Here is a 16,591-nt window from a genome sequence, read left to right as displayed (position 1 = left end):
TATTCACCTAAGAGAGGATTGTTTGGAAGAGGACAGAAAGAGATCGGTCTGACGAATGGCCTGTCTGCCCTCGGTCAAGGTTTCCAACTGCCAGCCCGGTTTACCCTTGTCGCCAGTGAGAGGTCTGATGGTGAAGGCCAACGCGGGATCGCGGGTCTCGGGCCAGGCGCGGATATTGTTGATCACCTGCGATATCTTTTCTGCCAGAATCTGGTCCCGGCTGGTGAGGTTGCTGCGCTGCACCTTCCACAGATGCTGGAGCGACAGCTTGATGCTGTCTGCATCAATCATGGAGCCTGCCAGATAAAGATGGGAGCGTGACTGGTCTTGAGAACCATCCAGTGTCAGTGGCAGGGCCGCCTTTGCCGCCTGTTGGGCAAGGGGGACATTGCCTGCAATCAGGCTTGAATAGGAGAGCAGTAGATAGAGGCTACGCCGCGCATCCATGTCAAACTCGGAGATAACCGTGTCGAGTTCAGCAAAATTGCTGCCCTCTTTGCTCTCGCCAAACCGGCGCATGGCAATGGCAAAGCGACGCCTGAAATCCGAATTATAGATCGAGTTGTTGAACCGCCGCATATATTGCAGGGAATAGGCTTGAAACAGTCTGGTGTCATTCTCTGCTGCCGCGACCGAAACACCCCGACGCAAGGCAGCCTCCTCCACAAGGGAGCCGGGCAGCAAAAGGCGTGCCTTGTCGATGGCAACCTGAGCGTCCTCAAGATTGTCGGGTAGAGCGAGAATGGCTTGAACCAGAGCAATCTGCCCCCCCAGTGTTGGCGAAAGAGATAGAGGGTCTATGGTTGAGAAAACACGATAGGCCTCGTTTTTCCGGCCTTCGATATAGGCCAAGGCCCCCTTCAGAAGAGCCGGGTCAACCGCAGGCGGCGGATCGAGTGACAATAGCCGGTGGCCCACCGCGGGATGACCACCCGAGAGCAGATGAATAACGGCTGCGCGCGCATTTTGCTCATTCTGCCAAACCTTGGCAGGCAATTCGAGAAAATGCCGGTTGAGATTGATGATCAGCTTGCGTTGGGCCTTGAGGGCCTGTGTGGATCCCTTGGCGGTTTGGGCCTGAAGATTCTGAACCACACGAACCTGCAGATAGGGCTGCATGTCATCCACCGACGCATCGACCGCATGGGGAATTATCGTGCCATTTGCCGACTGACCAGCGGTCGTGGCCGCCTGCTGACCGGAAGATGAGGCAGATCCCGTTTCTGGTGCGCGTGCGTCGTCGGCTCTGGCTGGCACCATGGAGACCCCTTCGATGACTCGGATCGCTTTGTGCTGATCGGCTGATTTGCCTGTTGTCTGGCCTGCCGTCTGGTCTGTTGTCTGGGCCATCGCGCCGGACAGGCTTGCGGCAGAGCATAGGCAGGCCAGCAGAGCGGTGGTCATCAGGCGGGTGCGAAGACTGCAGCTGTGCGCTGAAGGAGTTTGCTTGATCATTGCGGTGCCTCCTTGCTCGGCTGCACGAGAATTTCAATGCGGCGGTTGTCATCGGCTTCCGGATCATCGGGATGCTTGAGAGCGCGATCAGCATAACCTTCCACTCGGAGCAGGCGGTTTTCATCCAGCCCGCCACGGATCAACATGAAGCGAGCCATGTGGGCACGGGCTGTCGAGAGGCGCCAATTGTCCGATTTGCCATTGCGGAATGGACGCGCATCGGTATGCCCCCGAATGATGATGTTGCCCTTGACCTTTTTGAGGCTCTTGGCGATGCGTTCAAGCAGCGTAATGGATTGCGCTGTCGGCTCGGAAGACCCGATGGCGAACATGCCATAGTCAGCGCTGTCCGAGACGTTGATGAGCATGTCATCGCCGCTTGTGGTCACGGTGAGTTCATTGCCGATTGTCGGTCGCGGTTCCTCATTGAGAGCGGCATTCAGGATTGTTCTGAATTCATCCACCTGTCGGTCAAGAGCACTGGTGCCTCTTGATCTGCCCATGGCGTCATTAACATCCGGGCCAAGGCCGGTTGATTGGTGGGGGCTTGCAGCAGCCTGCTCGGCCTGGGCCTCCCGCGCATTGCCCTTGCTTTGAGGGGCATTGGCCTGAGCCTCTTTGCCGTCCGGTCCGGCACCCTGTTCTTCCATTGGGCTCTGGGCAGAGCCGACAGAAGCGGCAGAAGCCATGGCAAAGTCGGTTTGCGAGGAGCCCGCATCTGGATTTCCGGCGTCAGGGGCCGGTTCTCCAGCTGAAAGGCTTTCGCCCTCTGTGGACCGGGTCGGTGATTGATCGGAGTCCTGCCCTGCTATGGAGAAATTGGAAGAGGTGGCTTCCTCTGTCATATCCATTTCTTCGAGCGAGAGGGGATTGAGACGCCAGGAAAGAGGGGCAAATGGATCGCGCATGGCTTCGCCGCCGGACCCTTCGATCTGGCTATCATTCTGGGCAAGGCTCTGCGTGGAATCGGTATCGTCCTGAGACTGGCTTGCCGCGACTTTTCCGTTCATTACGATGCGGTCAAGAACCCCGTAAGGATCTGAAAAGATTTCAGCTTCGGTAAAGGTTGGCAGCGGTCTGCTATCTTCCTTACCGCGTGAACGGGCCGCGTTCGCCTGTCTACTCTGCCCATCGGCCTCAGCCGGTGCTGCCGACTGGGAGAGCGCCCGCCCGTCATCTGCGTCGTCCTGCTGGGACGAGGCTTTGGGCGGTGTGGCTTCTGGGCCGACTTTCATATCCTTCGGGTCCGGGTCTTCCAGACCCTTGGGAAAGGACGTCATGGCAGAGAGCTTTACGGGGTTGAAATAGCGTGCGATATGCTTCTTGGCTGCATCATCGGTACTGGAAATCAGCCACATGACCATGAAAAAGGCCATCATCGCTGTCATGAAGTCGGCGTGGGCGATCTTCCATACGCCGCTATGGGGTTTTTCGATATTGATATCATGGCGGCGGCGAATGATGATCAATTCCTTGTCGTGTGTCTGTTCCAGATCAGTCATCTTGCACCGCCTCTTCCAGTTGGGTCAGATAATCGGAAATACGCGTTTCGAAAACGCAAGAATCCACTTTTAGGGAAAGCTCGGTGGGTTCGTCCTGCAGATTTTGCGGGGTAACGTCGCCCACAAGCGCCGAGAGCTTTTCGCAATCCACTGCCGAGCTTAGCTGTTCGAGCAGATTTTCCGGGCCGCGCAAGATAGGGCTGTCTGCAACACAATCATGCAAGGCCTGCTCGGCGACGTCTGAAAAGATCTCGATAATGCGGCGATGTGCCTGTTCAGCAAGAAAAGGCTGGAGCATTTCGGCCACCTGATCGGCGAGCTCGTTTTTGATCTCCACCATCTGTTCGGCGACATGTCCATGAAGCTGGCGATGCAGCTCGGCGGCTAGCACCTGTTTCATGGCGTCGAATTCCTCGCGCAGTTTCAGCCGCTGCAGGGATAACTGCTCCTGCCAGAGGAGCTCTGCGTCCTTCAATCCATTGGCCCAGGCTTCTGTGCAATCGCTTTGGGTTTCCGCGCACGTTTGCGGCGCCTCGGGTTGTTTTGCAATTGGCAGCAGGAGATCCAGTCCACCGAAGACAATCTCGGTTGGCTCTGTTTTACCAAGTGGCTTCACTTCTTTGCCCAGCGGCTTGACTTCGGCAGGCTCCAGCGGCGCGTCCTTGACAGATGGGATCAGATCTTTGAGAGGGATCGTCATCAAGCCGTCTCCGATTCATAGAACCACTGCTTGAGGATCGCGGCGGACTGCTCTTCATTCATCTCGACCACCCGTTCCAGCTTACGCACAGGAGAGGCATCCAGCTTCTTGGACAATTCCTCGATCAGGCCAGCATGGGTACTCGGATCGGAGGCCATGTAGCCCAGCTGATCATCAAGGCCAACCTCAAGCTCGGATTCTTCGGGTGTGTTGTCATTCGCCACCGGTTTTGGAACCAGCGCACTGATTGCAGGGCGCAGACCGAACCAGATCAGCAAGGTGGAAACCACCAGAATGCTTACGGCATTGACCACGTTACCCGACTGCTGCAATAGCACCTGGGTCACGGTCAGCGGCGGCAGTGGTTCAAGCTCCCCGGTGCCGGCCTGGAAATCGACAACAGCAACCTTGATCTGGTCTCCCCGCGTGGCATTCAGGCCTGCTGCAGAAGAAGCCAACTGGCTGATTTCTTCGATATGCTTGTTGATGGCATTGTTGATTGTTTCTTCATCGGCGCCATCGCCCAGCGTTTCCAGAAGGTGGGCCCGGTTGACCAGAACGGCGATGGAGAGACGCTCCACATCATAGCCCTCGCGGGTCTGCTCGACCTTCTTGGTTGAAATCTCGTAGTTGATCGTTTCCTCGCGGCGTTGATTTTCTTCCACCGACTGTTCGCTGCCGCTGTTGTCGACCTGTTCATCAGGGAGATTCTGTTCCACCGTGGTCGGTGGCTGAGAGCTGGCATTCTGCGCGCTTTCGCTTGAACGAACGGTCTGGATACTGCGCTCGATGCGGCTGTCTGGGTCAAAAATCGTCTGCGCTACACGTTCCTTGTCCGTGTTGAGCGTGGCGGCAACGGAAACCTGAAAGTTGGGAAGGCCAAGATAGGGAGTTAGGGTCTTGCGGATATTTTCCTGAATGCGATCAGAGACGAGCGTTTCAAGCCCGGCCATTTCACCAGCGGAAGAGGCATCCTTGCCCTGTCCGGAGGCGAGCAGCTCGCCTGAGGAATCCAACACCGTCACTTCGGCCGGTTTCATGCCCGGAACAGCGGCCGCCACCAGATATCGGATGGCCTGGGCTGTCTGGAATTCCCCGGTGCCCGATCCCCGGATGACAACGGAAGCCGAAGGCATCTGGTCCTTCTTGCGGAAGGATCCCTTTTCCGGCAACACGATATGCACGCGTGCCGACTGCACATCCTTCATCGACTGGATCGTTCGGCCCAATTCGCCTTCCAGCGCACGAACGCGCGTAATCTCCTGCATGAAAGACGTAAGGCCCAGCGAACCGAGATTGTCAAAAAGCTCATATCCTGCGCTATCGCCACGGGGCAATCCCCTTTCGGCCAGCAACATGCGGGCGCGCGACGCTGAGGAATGGTTGACGAGAACCGCCGAACTTTCCGTATTCACATCAAACCGGATACCGGAATCCTGCAAGGCAGACCCGATCCGCGTGATGTCTTCCCGGTCCAGCCCGGAATAAAGCACGGTCATCTGTGGTTTGGAGAGAAAATACGCCCCACCCCCGACCAACATAAGGGTCATGAGCCCGATAAGGCCAAGAGCCATGAGCCTTCTTGGACCGAGCTCTTTGAGATTTGCCAATATTTTTTCGGCTTGTTCACTTCCAGGCATCGAAATTCAACCCTCTTTCAAGCAAAAGGAAACGTCTTTTGTGACTATGGGCCGGAAAGCTTGCGTGAAGCCTGTGCGGCGCGTCTGAATTGAAGATAGCCGTCCAAAATTAAAGTCAAAGAGGACAAAGGCCACAGCCAGAAGAAAGAGAAGAAAGAGAAAGAAGACAGAAATCGGTAAGGCAGAATGAAGAAAAGGCGCATCCGGAAGGATGCGCCTTTTACAGCTGTCAAAATCAAGAGCCCACTTATAGAACAGCTTACTGGAACAGAGACAGAATGCTCTGAGAACCAGAGTTGGCAATCGAGAGAGCCTGAATGCCGAGCTGCTGCTGTACCTGAAGAGCTTTCAGGCGTGTGGATTCTTCGTTCATGTCCGCATCTACCAGCTGGCCGATACCACGATCAATTGCGTCAGTCAGAGCAGAGATGAAGTCATTCTGCAGATCAACGCGGGTTTTGATCGAACCAAGAGTGGTTGCAGCATCAGTGATTTTGCCCATTGCGGTTTCAACGTCGTCGATCAGGGTATCAAGACCCGTGAGATCGTCATCGGCAACAGCAGAGATGTCGAAGTCAGACAGATCTGCACCACCAACGTTGGTACCCATAGTCAAGGCAGTATCGAAGATACCTGCACCACCGCCAGTGGAGTCGAACAGCTGAATGTCGGACAGAGTGACATCAATCGTTTCAATCTGAACGGCACCAGAGCTGTCACGGCTGAAGGAGCTGACGATACTTTTGGTAGGTGTGGTACCCGTGTCACTGACGAGCCAGTTTTCGGAGTTGAACACAGCTGAGTTCGCGACGGATTTCAACTGGTTCTGAAGCTGAGAGATGTCAGACTGGATTTTGGCACGATCAAGACCAGGTTCCTTCGCAGCAACCAGTTTGTTCTTGATCTCTTTCATCACATCAACGGTAGAGTTCATGGCCGTATACATGGTGTCGACGGTAGCGGCACCAAGACCGAGCGCATCCTGCACAGCAGAAAGAGCGCCATTATCGGAACGCATGGTTGTTGCGATGGACCAGTAGGCAGCGTTGTCTTCTGCTCCGGCAACGCGCATACCAGTGGAAATGCGCTGCTGAGTAGCGTCCAGATTTTTGTTCGTGGCGTTCAGGGTCTGCAAAGCAGTCATTGCAGAGGTGTTGGTCAGAATACTGTTAGACATGATTATGTCCCTTTCAAAAGTAGAAGATAGAGGGGACATTCCGGGCTTTTATCCGGGACAACAGGGCGGCCTCATGCCTTTGAGCATTTGCTTTAGGTTATGCTCAACCTGTCGTGCTTCTCACCATAGTGAGCTGACCTTGCCTCAGGCTGACCAGTCTGTCGAGGCACGACATTTTTTATTCAGCGCTTGCTGGCAGAAGCATGAACAAAAAGAAAAGCCCCTTCGTTGAAGAGGCTTTTCAAGGAAAATATGCAGAGAAGAAAACAATAACAGAGGCTCTTCTTCAAGGGTGATCCGCGCGCGGATTGGTAACCATTTCAAGGATTTCCAGGTTATCAGACTTTTCCTGCTCCTTGCGTTCCTTGTCTTCCACCATGGTTAAAAAGCGTCGCACCGATTCCATGGTCGTGCCATGTTTGCGCAGCTGTTGTTGCAGCACTTCGAGCGCTTGATCCAGCTCGGCCCGCTCCTTGGCCACCTTTTTGAGCTGCTTGGCATGGGATGCCATCAGGGCATTGACCAGAATGGGGTCGCCTTCGGCCATCATTTTGACCAGGGATGCTTCCTTTTCCCGCAAATGCGTTTTCTGTTGAACGGTCTGCTCAACCGCTCGTTGGGTACTTTGGTGCATTTGTTCCTGGGCGTGGAGAAGTCTGCGAAGTCGTTCTGTTCTTTTTGACATGGTCTCTCTTCTTTATCGGCTAAGGGCGAGCGAAAGCGCATCGATAAAAATTCCCACCATTTCGCTGACAACAAACATGGTCAGCAGCAGGCCACCCATGAGAATGAATGGCATGGATACGAAATAGACCGGGATCTGCGGTGTAAATTTGTTCAGCAGACCAAGGGAGAGGTTGGCGAGCACGGCATAAAGCACAAAAGGGCTCGAGACGCGCAAAGCCACCAGAAAAGCCTCGGTCAATGTGTCCACAAACTGGATGAGTGAGCCCTGCACATCAAAGGTCAGTCCCGGAGGAATGACCGAGAAGGAGGACACGAGTCCGGAGATCAGCTGCCAATGCAACCCTGACACAAAGATCATGACGATGGCCGTCATCGAGATAATATTGACCATCGGGGGCAGGGCATCGTTGGATTCCAGCGGACTGCCACCCATGGCGGCAAGGTTCATGAACATGGCTGCATAACTGCCCATGGTTTCCAGAGCGGTCATGAAAATCCGGCCGATAAAACCGATGGTGATACCGGTCATCAGTTCAGTGGTGATCAGCAGAAACACGCGGTCCAGATTGGTGTCTGGCAGGCTTTTCATGACAGGGGCGAGCAACAGGGGTGCAAGGCCGATGGAGACGGCGATTGAAATGAACAGTCGCACATTCATGGGAATGCGCGAGCTGCCAAAGCCGGGCATGACCATCAGGCAACCGCCAATGCGGCACTGGATCAGGAAAACGGCAAGCAATGTTGTGGGTTGTATCCAGGCCATGGCAGATCAGGACACGCTTCCGATTGTGATCAGCTCGACGCCGCGGGATACTTCCAGATGCGAGAGCACCGGCAGGGTCGGGAACAGCCGTTCGACGATCATGCGCACATAGCTGCGGGCTTCAGGCGTGGTCAGCAGGGCATAGCTCTGTTGGTTGGCTGCCTGCTCATGCACGACCTTGGTCAATTGCTGGCCAAACTGTTCAACCAGTTGCGGTTCCAGATCGATTTCGATGATATCGCCCTTGGCATCGCGCTTGAGCGCCTCGTGGAAGGCCAGATCCCAGCGGTTGCCCAGCCGGATGACACAGAGTTTGCCACCCTTGGCCAGATCGCCACAGATCTGTTGTCCCATGCGCACGCGCACATGTTCGACAACCTCTTCGGAGCGGCGCACATGGGGTGCGATTTCCGCGATGGCTTCCAGAATGAGATGCAGGTTGCGGATGGAAACCCGCTCGGCCAGCAGCAGTTTGAGCACGGCCTGCAGGCCGGAGAAGCTGATATGGGCCGGGCAGATATCGTCGATCAGCTTTTTATATTCCGGATCGAGACGATTGATCAGATGGCGCATATCCTTGTAGGAGAGCAACTGCGGCAGGTTGTTGCGGATCACTTCGCTCAAGTGCGTCAGAACGATCGTGGTGCTGTCCACCGAGTTGAGACCAATCCGGTCAACCTCGCCCTGATAGGCGCTGGGAACCCAGATGCCGGGCATGCCGAAGGCTGGTTCGCGGGTCGGTTCGCCGGGCAGGCTCGCGGTCTTGTCCGGACCGGCCAGAACCAATAGCTCGCCCACGCGCAGCTCATGGCTGGCGATGATCGTGCCGTGAATCTTGATTTCATAGCTTTTGGGTGGCAGTGCTAGGCTGTCCGTCAGATGGATGTCGGGAACGACAAAGCCATAATCCTCTGCGAATTTGCGGCGCATCTTGGCCACGCGGTTGGCCAGATCATCGCGAGATGTCAGCATCTGCGCGGTCAGCTGCTTGCCAAGGCAAAGCTCGATTTCTGCTGTCTTGAGGCTTGGCTTGGCCGACAGGCGATCCTGATCTTCCTTCTTCTTGGTTGCGATCATGGCCCGGCGTGCCTTCTCGGCTTCTTCCTCGGCCAGACGCTTGGGAATGGAATAGCCGGTGAAGATCATCACACCTGCAAGCGCAGCAAAAGGAAGTACGGGCAGGCCGGGCATGATGGCCAGGATGATCATCAGGCTGGCCGCCACAAACAGGGCGCGAGGATATTTGCCAAGCTGCCCCATGACAGCCTTTTCCGCCGAACCGCGCGTGCCGCCCTTGGAGACGAGCAGACCGGCAGCCAGAGACACGATCAGTGCAGGAATCTGCGAGACGAGCCCGTCACCCACGGACAGTTTTGTAAAGACGTCGGATGCTTCGGCCATCGTCATGCCGTGGCGTGTGGCCCCGATGACAATACCGCCGAAAATATTCACGGCCGTAATGATGAGACCGGCAATGGCATCCCCGCGGACGAATTTGGATGCACCATCCATGGCGCCGAAAAAGGAGCTTTCCTCTTCCAGCTCACTGCGGCGGGCCTGCGCGGCCTTGTCGTCGATGAGACCGGCATTGAGGTCGGCGTCAATGGCCATCTGCTTGCCGGGAATGGCATCAAGCGTAAAGCGGGCGCCAACTTCAGCAATACGGGTCGCGCCTTTGGTGATCACCAGAAAGTTCACAATCACCAGGATTGTGAAGACGATCAGGCCAATAACGAAATCGCCGCTCATCACAAACTGTGAAAAGCCGTTGATGATATTGCCCGCAGCATCTAGCCCCTTGTGTCCCTGCGACAGGATCATGCGCGTCGTTGCGATATTGAGCGACAGGCGCAGCATGGTGGCGATCAGCAGAATGGTCGGAAATGAGGAGAATTCCAACGGTTTCTGAATCCACAGGGCGACCATCAGGATCAGGATGGACAAGGCAATCGACAGGGACAGGCCAATATCGATAAGGATCGGTGGAATGGGCAGAAACAGGATCGTCAGAATGATAACGATACCGAACGCAAAGCCGACATCCCGACCTTTTTTCTCAGAATTCATTCCAATTGGTGCGACGACTTGGCTGTCGGACATGTCGCTCTCCGTTGTTCGTTGCGTGCGTTCTAAGATGCATAGGCAAGCTTGCGTCGGGCTTGTTCCCCAGCCTGCTGTGTCTCACCCATTGCGCCAATGCCGCAGAAAACGGCGCAAAAGCGGGCATGCACTGGCTTGAGAGCCGGCACATGATGTGTGCAGCCGCTGCCAGTGAGCCGTTTATGCGTGAGATGTGTGAGAGAGTATGTGTCTGAGCCGGAAGTGCCGGGCTCAGCTTTTGTTGATGGAGGAGTCCGGGAAGAAGCTGAACTCCTCGACCAGTATGTCATGCACCAGCTTGGCTTGCATGCGCTGGTTGACGCTGTCCTTGATATGGGTGGTCAGCTTGTCGATGTCATAGGCCTTGAGGTCGTCAAAATCGATGGATGTGTCATTGAAAATGGTGCGGAAGGCCTCATCGACAATGAAGGGGTTGGGCGGAATCGCCAGCTCCCTCAGGGTCGTGGAATCGATGGTGTAGACAAATTGCGCCACGATATAGCCCCGTACCTTGCCATCCGTGATCATGGGCACGCTGATCGCACGCGTTTTTTCAAAATCCATGCCTTCCTGTAGCGGAATGCCGGACAGTTCGGCAAAACTCTTGTTGTTCATCCAATGGCCGGAAACATAGGCCGACAGGGTGGATACAGCACCGATCCAGATGGCGAGCAGGGCGTAGCGCATTGCTTTCAATCACTCCGTAGGTTGAGCACCATAGGTGCCATCAGATTCCGCTGCCAACATGGCCTTCGACAGGACTTCGGTGATTTCGCGTACCGCTTCGAGATGCTTCTGCAAAACCTTCTGGTTTTCGTCCAGCAATTTGCGCAGGACCAGCAACTCGGAGGTGACCGAAGAGGAAAGTGTCTTCACATCCACCATTTCGGTCAGTCGGCTCAATTCGAGCAAAATGCGTGATTTCTCATCGCTATGCGCCCGCAGATCGACATTTTTCTCTTCGCGTAACGCCTTGGTTTCCCTGGAGACGGCCCGGATGGCGCGTTGGACGCATTCCAGAATGCGTTCCTCGCTCTCGGACAACGACATCAGTGGAGTTTGGACACCGTCGGTGGCACCTTCGGGAACGACTGCCAGATCAACACTCTGACCGGTGTTTTCTTGTATGGATGTTTGCATGTCAGACTCTGTTTCATTCATGAATAGGGGGAAGATCAAGCTTGCTCTGGCAGATCGAAATAGGATGCCAGATCAAGTTTATCGCTTTTGGCCATTTGGTTGCTGACCTGTTCGGACAGCATCGAGCGCCACATGTCGCCAGAAAGGCCTTCGCCATAGATGCCCTCGGTGTCACGGGGCAACATGGTCTCCAGCATTTCGTGCAGCATCAGCGCCACGAATTTCTCACTGACTGGATCCTTTTCCTTTGCAATGCCCTTGCTATAGCGCGAGATGCCTGCATCAGAGAGCACTGCAGGTTTGGCAACGCTCGCATACTGCTTTTCAAAGCTGGCTGGCTCGGTGCCGCTCCCTAGGTCGGGAACGGCACCGGTGGCACTGGCCACCTGCATCGCGGAGCGTGAGGCCGAGCCCAGGCGTTGTGCTGCCATCTGTCGCTCGACCGGATCTGCCGCGTTGACGACGTCCAGCACCAGATCTGAAGGGATTGAAATAGCCATCGGTTATCCTCGGATCAGTCCTCATTGATTAAAGACAGGGTCAGCCTAGGCCGTCGGGCTTGCTTGAAGCTTGCCACTCTTTTGCAAGGCACTAGTATCGAATGCCCTATCCCTTCTTTTTCTCCTGCGCCATCAGTGCATCGGAAAGCGCGCGGAACGGGTCCGTGCGTGTATCTCCCAACTCAAAGGGCGTCTGGCAAAGAATGTCATAGATGCGCGGCACCAGCTCCATGGCGTGATCCAGCTCGGGGTCGCTGCCCTTTGTATAGCCACCAAGCAGCCGCAGATCCCGGGTTTCTTCATAACGGGCAATCATGCCCTTGAGCTTCATGATCAGCGAGGTTTCGTTGGGGGCCCACGCCTTGTTGGCCATACGCGAAACCGAGGTCAACAGATTGATCGCCGGATAGCGTCCCTGATCAGCGATGGAGCGATCCAGCACGATATGTCCGTCCAGAATGCCACGTATGGAATCAGAGACCGGATCATTGTGATCATCGCCATCGACCAGAACCGCAAATATACCGGTGATCGCGCCGCAGGGTTGATCCTTGTCCTTGGGGGCAGGGCCGGGGCCAGCGCGTTCCAGCAGGTGGGGCAGATCGGAAAAAACGCTCGGGGCAAAGCCGCGGGCCACCGCAGGCTCCCCTGAGGCCATGGCAACATCGCGCGAAGCCAGTGCAAAACGGGTGGCCGAGTCCATGATCATCAGGACCGATTTGCCCTTGTCGCGGAAATATTCAGCCAGTGCCATCGCTGTTTTCGGAGCCTGACGGCGCATCATGGCGCTTTCATCACCCGTGGCGACCACCACGATGGAATGCTCCAGACTGTCGCCCAGTGTCTCGGAGATGAATTCGCGTACTTCGCGTCCGCGTTCCCCGACTAGGGCAACAATCACGATGTCAAATTCCAATGCACGGGCCAGCATGGCCAACAGAGTGGATTTGCCCACGCCAGAGCCTGCAAAAACGCCGATGCGCTGCCCCACGCACAGAGGCGTAAACAAGTCGATAGCGCGCACGCCGGTGCGGACGGGTTTGCTGATAAGGCCGCGTTCCATGGCGGAAGGCGGGTCGTTTTCCAGTAGCACGCTTTGCCGACCGGGCGTCAGCATGCCCTTGCCATCAATCGGGCGACCCAGAGCATCGATAACGCGTCCCTTCCAGCTGTCATCAGGACAGAACTGGATCGGCCCCATGCGATAAACGCGGGTGCCTATGCCGACATCAAGATGACGGCTGAAGGGCTTGGCATAGACCTTGCCCTGATCGATCCGGATGACCTCGGCGCGCGCTGGCCCGCGCCCAAAAGGGCGCAACACATCCAGTTCGACGCAGTCTCCGATATGGGCATGTTTTTCCAGCCCACTGATTCCATAATAGCCCGGTGTGATTTGTGTCACTGAGCCGCATATTCTGAGAGTCTGATGCTCTTCCTGCAAGAGCCGGACAACGCCTTGAAGACGATCCAGTTTATTGGCCTGGTCTCGGCGCTGAGCGGTTGCTTTTTTTCCTTGCGACATAGTCTTTGACACCTTGTCAGTCCTGTTCGGACGTCATCTGTAGATAACGCGTTTGCATTTGAGCAAGCGTATCCAGGGGTATTTTGTTGGCAGGATGTGCCGCCAGCCCTGTAATCTGGGGCAATATTGTCGGATCTGATTGCGCTGCGCTTTCTTCAGTAGCGCTGCTCTGACCCGTTCTTTCGCTGTCTCCGACCAGATCTATCGGTCCTGCGGGATCAACATCCAGATTGGCAAGATAGCGGCTAAGATCGAGCGGCCCATCCGTTTGCTGCCCTGGGGTATTCTGCACTGGCACATCCTGCGCAGAGGCAAGCTGTGTCTGCATGTTCGATGCATGCAATGGCGGTCTGGCAAGCGCATCTGAAAGCTGTACGTTCGCTTGTCTTGCTTGGGAAGGCGCGCTTTCAAATGACGAAAAGAGCGACGAGATGACCGAGAAGAAATCCCCCACGAGAGGAATGGATTCAAGTGAGAAGCCCTCGTGTACCAGCCCTGCAGTCTCGGACTGGCCAACGCCATCAGGGGCCCTCGATGAGGAAATGGTAAAGATGGCACTCTGACGTTGAGGCAAAGCCCTGGTTGACAGATCGTTCGGCCTGAGGGCGTCGAGCGCTGCGCTTGATAGATCCGGTGTGGTCATGAGGTTTCCCCAAGATCACGCACGGCCTGCCGCTGGGAATCTTCCGCCGTTTCCATAACCTTTTCCGCGCTTTCAAAGGCGCGGCTGATCATGATCAGTTTCGTCATTTCCGTCATTGGATTGACGTTTGATCCCTCGACATAGCCCTGCATGACCCGTGCCTTGGACGAATCCTGAAGCGGGAAGGCGACACCTTCAGGCACAACCGCCGAGCCACCATAGCGTTTCAGCGTATCCTCCTCGTTGATTTCATAGAGACCGATGCTGTCGATGGTCTGGCCATTCTGGACGATCTCTCCATCAGCCTGCACCACGATGCGCCCGCCCTGCGGGTCAATCTGGATGGTTGAGCCACTGGATGAAAGCACAGGCTCTCCATTGACGGTCGTGAGGCGTCCCGATGAATCCATCTGCAGGCGTCCATCGCGCGTATAGGCCACTTCGGTGCCGCGCTGGAATGAAAACCATGCGTCGCCGTCTATTGCCAGATCAAGAGGGTTTCCTGTCTGGGAAATGGCCCCCTTGGCGCGCGAAATATGGGTGTTGCCCATGGAAACAAAACTGACCGACTCGCTCCCGGAATTGGCCAGAACCTCGGAGAAATTGATCGACTCGCCGCGATAGCCCGCCGTGTTGATATTGGCGACATTGCGCGCCACAGATTCCATTCTGTTGCTGAGTGCAATCTGCGAGGAGAGAGAAACATAGTTGGATGTTGGCATCAGATGCCTCCCAGTTGAAGGCCCTGAAGGGACATGAGAAGATCTTCGTCCATTCCGACGATCGAGTTGCCACTTGAAATGAGAACATTCGGGGCTGCTGTCGATGTGGTGTCATGGTTCAGATCGTAGAGAATGGAAAAACGCTGCACCAGTTCTTCGACATAGTCGGGATCGGACATCTTGTCGATATCGATCCGGTCCGAGATTGTCTCCGAGAGCCAGTCGATATCAGCGCCTGCGGCTTCCTCAGGAATGCCTGCGATTGTGCGCGCGACTTCCGCTAGAGCCTTGTCGCCGAGAAACTCCATGGGGGAGGTGATGGTTGCGGCTTTCTTCTGGAAATAGAGAGCCAGCTGAACACCGGTATTTTCCTGCCCTTCCCGGGTTTCCAGGGTCTGTTCGAGATATTTGTCAACGACCCCTTGCTGTGTCTTTTCAAAGGAGGTTGTCGAATCCCCGTGGCTGGCGAAATTGAAAACTGTCGCGAATTCCTTGAAACGCTGGTCTGTCAGCTGATTGGCAAAGGACTTGCTGCTGCTGATGCCTTCTTCCAGTACCTTGCGCATGTAGGCCTTGGCGTAGATCATGTCCTCCAGCCCGAAGGCCTTCATGGCGTAGCTGTAGATTTCGTAATCGCCAAGAAAGTCATCGACGGATTTGATATCGCGGATTTTCTCAAGATAATTTTCGGTTTCCCGGCTTACCTGTCCATCCTTGCTGAGCGTATCGATGGTCTTCTCGTAATCCCGGTTGAGCATGGATACGCGCATATAGGTATCAGTCATGGCTATAACTCCGTTTCAGATAAGCGGATCATGATGCTCCCAACTTGCCCCAAGCTGACGTCATCACACTTTTCATCGGCAAACGGATGTCTGTTTGGTAGCGCATAGCCCGTTCGTCTCTGATGGATACATATAGTGCCTGATCGGCCAAGAAGAGCTGGTCGGGCATCTATCTTGTGTCAGTCCATGGTGCTGTTTTTGCGGATAACCGGTTGGAAACAGCGTGAAAAGCGCAGCCAAATCAGCCCGGCAACGCCTTTTCCTTGCGTCAGGTCAGGTTCGCGCAAGACAGCAAATCTAGGTTGGTCCCAACGAAAAGTCTAAATCGGGAGAGCCGATCTTGAGTGTATTTTTAGGATTAGCCATAGCGATGGCATCTTTGCTTGGTGGCTTCGCCGCAATGGGCGGGCATGTAGCGGTTTTGTTGCAGCCCTGGGAATTTGTAATCGTATTCGGCATTGCGTTCGGAACATTCGTCGTCGCCAACCCGCTTAAGGTGGTGTTCGATACCGGGCGGGCCATTCTGGAGGCGATAACCAACTCCACGCCGAAGAGGAAGGAATATCTCGATGTTCTGGGCCTTCTTTATACGATCATGCGTGAGTTTCGCGCCAAGGGCCGCAACGAGGTTGAACCTCATATCGAAAACCCCGAAGACTCTGTCATTTTCCAGCAATATAAGTCGGTTGCTAACAACCCGGCACTGCGTGACTTCATTTGCGACTATTTCAGAATTCTGATTGTTTCCAATGCCAGACCTCATGAAATCGAAAGTCTGATGGATGAGGAACTGATGACCCGCATGCGCGATCAGATGAAGCCCTATCTTGCGCTTTCGCTGCAGGCCGAGAGCCTTCCTGCCATCGGTATTGTCGCCGCCGTACTTGGTGTCGTCAAAGCCATGGGGGCCATTGATCAGAGCCCAGCCATTCTGGGCGGACTGATTGGCGCTGCATTGGTGGGCACGTTCGCCGGTATCTTCAGCTCCTACGCCATCGTCGGTCCAATGGCCAACAAGGTGAAATCGGTGCGTGAGAAAAAGGGCCGTCTTTATGTGATCGTCAAACAGACCCTTCTGGCCTTCATGAACGGAGCAGCCCCCCAGATCGCTCTTGAACATGGCCGCAAGACTATTTCTGAAATCGATCGTCCAAGCATCGATGAAGTGGAAAGCCAGACCATGGTTGGCCCTGTGGGCGGAGCAGCTGAAGGCACGGTGCACGAGATGCCCCAGAAGGGAGCGGCATAATCC

The 16,591-nt window shown here is 55.4% G+C and carries 16 protein-coding genes; 1 reads left to right on the top strand and 15 read right to left on the bottom strand.

Going from position 1 to position 16,591, the window contains the following annotated elements:
* Positions 1-3: 3 nt before the first annotated feature.
* The 15 genes from ACKPCT_RS15655 to ACKPCT_RS15585 form a co-directional block, all read right to left on the bottom strand.
* Entirely contained in the window at positions 4-1,455 is a 1,452-nt protein-coding gene (locus ACKPCT_RS15655) for a chemotaxis protein (protein ID WP_319567363.1), read from the bottom strand.
* Positions 1,452-2,957 (bottom strand): MotB family protein, encoded by a 1,506-nt coding sequence (locus ACKPCT_RS15650; RefSeq protein WP_319567362.1) that lies wholly within the window; start codon positions 2,955-2,957, stop codon positions 1,452-1,454. Before ACKPCT_RS15650 ends, ACKPCT_RS15655 begins: the two co-directional genes overlap by 4 nt.
* Complete coding sequence (locus tag ACKPCT_RS15645; protein ID WP_319567361.1) at positions 2,950-3,657, bottom strand: hypothetical protein; 708 nt, start codon at positions 3,655-3,657, stop codon at positions 2,950-2,952. The genes ACKPCT_RS15650 and ACKPCT_RS15645 overlap by 8 nt, the downstream gene beginning before the upstream one ends.
* Entirely contained in the window at positions 3,657-5,231 is a 1,575-nt protein-coding gene (gene fliF, locus ACKPCT_RS15640) for a flagellar basal-body MS-ring/collar protein FliF (protein WP_407062699.1), read from the bottom strand. Before fliF ends, ACKPCT_RS15645 begins: the two co-directional genes overlap by 1 nt.
* A 325-nt stretch (positions 5,232-5,556) precedes the next feature.
* Positions 5,557-6,474, bottom strand: a complete 918-nt coding sequence (locus tag ACKPCT_RS15635) for a flagellin N-terminal helical domain-containing protein (protein ID WP_319567360.1) — start codon at positions 6,472-6,474, stop codon at positions 5,557-5,559.
* Between the two features lie 286 nt (positions 6,475-6,760).
* A complete protein-coding gene (locus ACKPCT_RS15630) occupies positions 6,761-7,108 on the bottom strand; it encodes a hypothetical protein (protein WP_090069350.1) in 348 nt (115 codons plus the stop codon).
* Positions 7,109-7,171: 63 nt separating this feature from the next.
* Positions 7,172-7,924, bottom strand: coding sequence for a flagellar biosynthetic protein FliR (locus ACKPCT_RS15625; protein ID WP_090069352.1), 753 nt, complete (start codon positions 7,922-7,924; stop codon positions 7,172-7,174).
* Between the two features lie 6 nt (positions 7,925-7,930).
* Positions 7,931-10,024: a flagellar biosynthesis protein FlhA gene (gene flhA / locus ACKPCT_RS15620; RefSeq protein ID WP_090069355.1), complete on the bottom strand. Its 2,094-nt coding sequence runs from the start codon at positions 10,022-10,024 to the stop codon at positions 7,931-7,933.
* 231 nt (positions 10,025-10,255) lie between these two features.
* A complete protein-coding gene (locus ACKPCT_RS15615) occupies positions 10,256-10,711 on the bottom strand; it encodes a hypothetical protein (RefSeq protein ID WP_090069358.1) in 456 nt (151 codons plus the stop codon).
* Between the two features lie 9 nt (positions 10,712-10,720).
* On the bottom strand, positions 10,721-11,164 hold the full coding sequence (locus ACKPCT_RS15610) for a flagellar protein FlgN (protein ID WP_319567359.1): 444 nt from the start codon (positions 11,162-11,164) through the stop codon (positions 10,721-10,723).
* A gap of 35 nt (positions 11,165-11,199) precedes the next feature.
* Positions 11,200-11,664, bottom strand: coding sequence for a rod-binding protein (locus ACKPCT_RS15605; protein WP_090069362.1), 465 nt, complete (start codon positions 11,662-11,664; stop codon positions 11,200-11,202).
* A 106-nt stretch (positions 11,665-11,770) separates the two neighbouring features.
* A complete protein-coding gene (locus ACKPCT_RS15600) occupies positions 11,771-13,189 on the bottom strand; it encodes a FliI/YscN family ATPase (RefSeq protein WP_319567358.1) in 1,419 nt (472 codons plus the stop codon).
* A gap of 16 nt (positions 13,190-13,205) precedes the next feature.
* A complete protein-coding gene (locus tag ACKPCT_RS15595; RefSeq protein ID WP_319567357.1) occupies positions 13,206-13,832 on the bottom strand; it encodes a hypothetical protein in 627 nt (208 codons plus the stop codon).
* The gene (gene flgF / locus ACKPCT_RS15590; RefSeq protein WP_319567356.1) at positions 13,829-14,554 is read right to left on the bottom strand and encodes a flagellar basal-body rod protein FlgF; all 726 of its coding nucleotides are present in this window, start codon (positions 14,552-14,554) and stop codon (positions 13,829-13,831) included. The genes ACKPCT_RS15595 and flgF overlap by 4 nt, the downstream gene beginning before the upstream one ends.
* The gene (locus tag ACKPCT_RS15585) at positions 14,554-15,339 is read right to left on the bottom strand and encodes a DUF1217 domain-containing protein (protein ID WP_319567355.1); all 786 of its coding nucleotides are present in this window, start codon (positions 15,337-15,339) and stop codon (positions 14,554-14,556) included. The genes flgF and ACKPCT_RS15585 overlap by 1 nt, the downstream gene beginning before the upstream one ends.
* Before the next feature lie 340 nt (positions 15,340-15,679).
* On the opposite strand from ACKPCT_RS15585, the gene motA reads away from it, so the two are divergent.
* Complete coding sequence (motA, locus tag ACKPCT_RS15580) at positions 15,680-16,588, top strand: flagellar motor stator protein MotA (protein ID WP_090069372.1); 909 nt, start codon at positions 15,680-15,682, stop codon at positions 16,586-16,588.
* Positions 16,589-16,591 lie beyond the last annotated feature (3 nt).

Origin of the sequence: Cohaesibacter marisflavi, from assembly GCF_963665895.2 — a bacterium.
Taxonomy (GTDB): domain Bacteria; phylum Pseudomonadota; class Alphaproteobacteria; order Rhizobiales; family Cohaesibacteraceae; genus Cohaesibacter; species Cohaesibacter marisflavi.
The sequence above is the reverse complement of the archived record's forward strand: the minus strand, read 5'-3'. Positions and strand labels throughout refer to the sequence as shown.

Bases quoted from the DNA above. Each gene is read 5' to 3' on its own strand.
- ACKPCT_RS15655 (WP_319567363.1), bottom strand. From the start codon at position 1,455: ATGATCAAGCAAACTCCTTCAGCGCACAGCTGCAGTCTTCGCACCCGC.
- ACKPCT_RS15650 (WP_319567362.1), bottom strand. From the start codon at position 2,957: ATGACTGATCTGGAACAGACACACGACAAGGAATTGATCATCATTCGC.
- ACKPCT_RS15645 (WP_319567361.1), bottom strand. From the start codon at position 3,657: ATGACGATCCCTCTCAAAGATCTGATCCCATCTGTCAAGGACGCGCCG.
- fliF (WP_407062699.1), bottom strand. From the start codon at position 5,231: ATGGCTCTTGGCCTTATCGGGCTCATGACCCTTATGTTGGTCGGGGGT.
- ACKPCT_RS15635 (WP_319567360.1), bottom strand. From the start codon at position 6,474: ATGTCTAACAGTATTCTGACCAACACCTCTGCAATGACTGCTTTGCAG.
- ACKPCT_RS15630 (WP_090069350.1), bottom strand. From the start codon at position 7,108: ATGCACCAAAGTACCCAACGAGCGGTTGAGCAGACCGTTCAACAGAAA.
- ACKPCT_RS15625 (WP_090069352.1), bottom strand. From the start codon at position 7,924: ATGGCCTGGATACAACCCACAACATTGCTTGCCGTTTTCCTGATCCAG.
- flhA (WP_090069355.1), bottom strand. From the start codon at position 10,024: ATGTCCGACAGCCAAGTCGTCGCACCAATTGGAATGAATTCTGAGAAA.
- ACKPCT_RS15615 (WP_090069358.1), bottom strand. From the start codon at position 10,711: ATGCGCTACGCCCTGCTCGCCATCTGGATCGGTGCTGTATCCACCCTG.
- ACKPCT_RS15610 (WP_319567359.1), bottom strand. From the start codon at position 11,164: ATGCAAACATCCATACAAGAAAACACCGGTCAGAGTGTTGATCTGGCA.
- ACKPCT_RS15605 (WP_090069362.1), bottom strand. From the start codon at position 11,664: ATGGCTATTTCAATCCCTTCAGATCTGGTGCTGGACGTCGTCAACGCG.
- ACKPCT_RS15600 (WP_319567358.1), bottom strand. From the start codon at position 13,189: ATGTCGCAAGGAAAAAAAGCAACCGCTCAGCGCCGAGACCAGGCCAAT.
- ACKPCT_RS15595 (WP_319567357.1), bottom strand. From the start codon at position 13,832: ATGACCACACCGGATCTATCAAGCGCAGCGCTCGACGCCCTCAGGCCG.
- flgF (WP_319567356.1), bottom strand. From the start codon at position 14,554: ATGCCAACATCCAACTATGTTTCTCTCTCCTCGCAGATTGCACTCAGC.
- ACKPCT_RS15585 (WP_319567355.1), bottom strand. From the start codon at position 15,339: ATGACTGATACCTATATGCGCGTATCCATGCTCAACCGGGATTACGAG.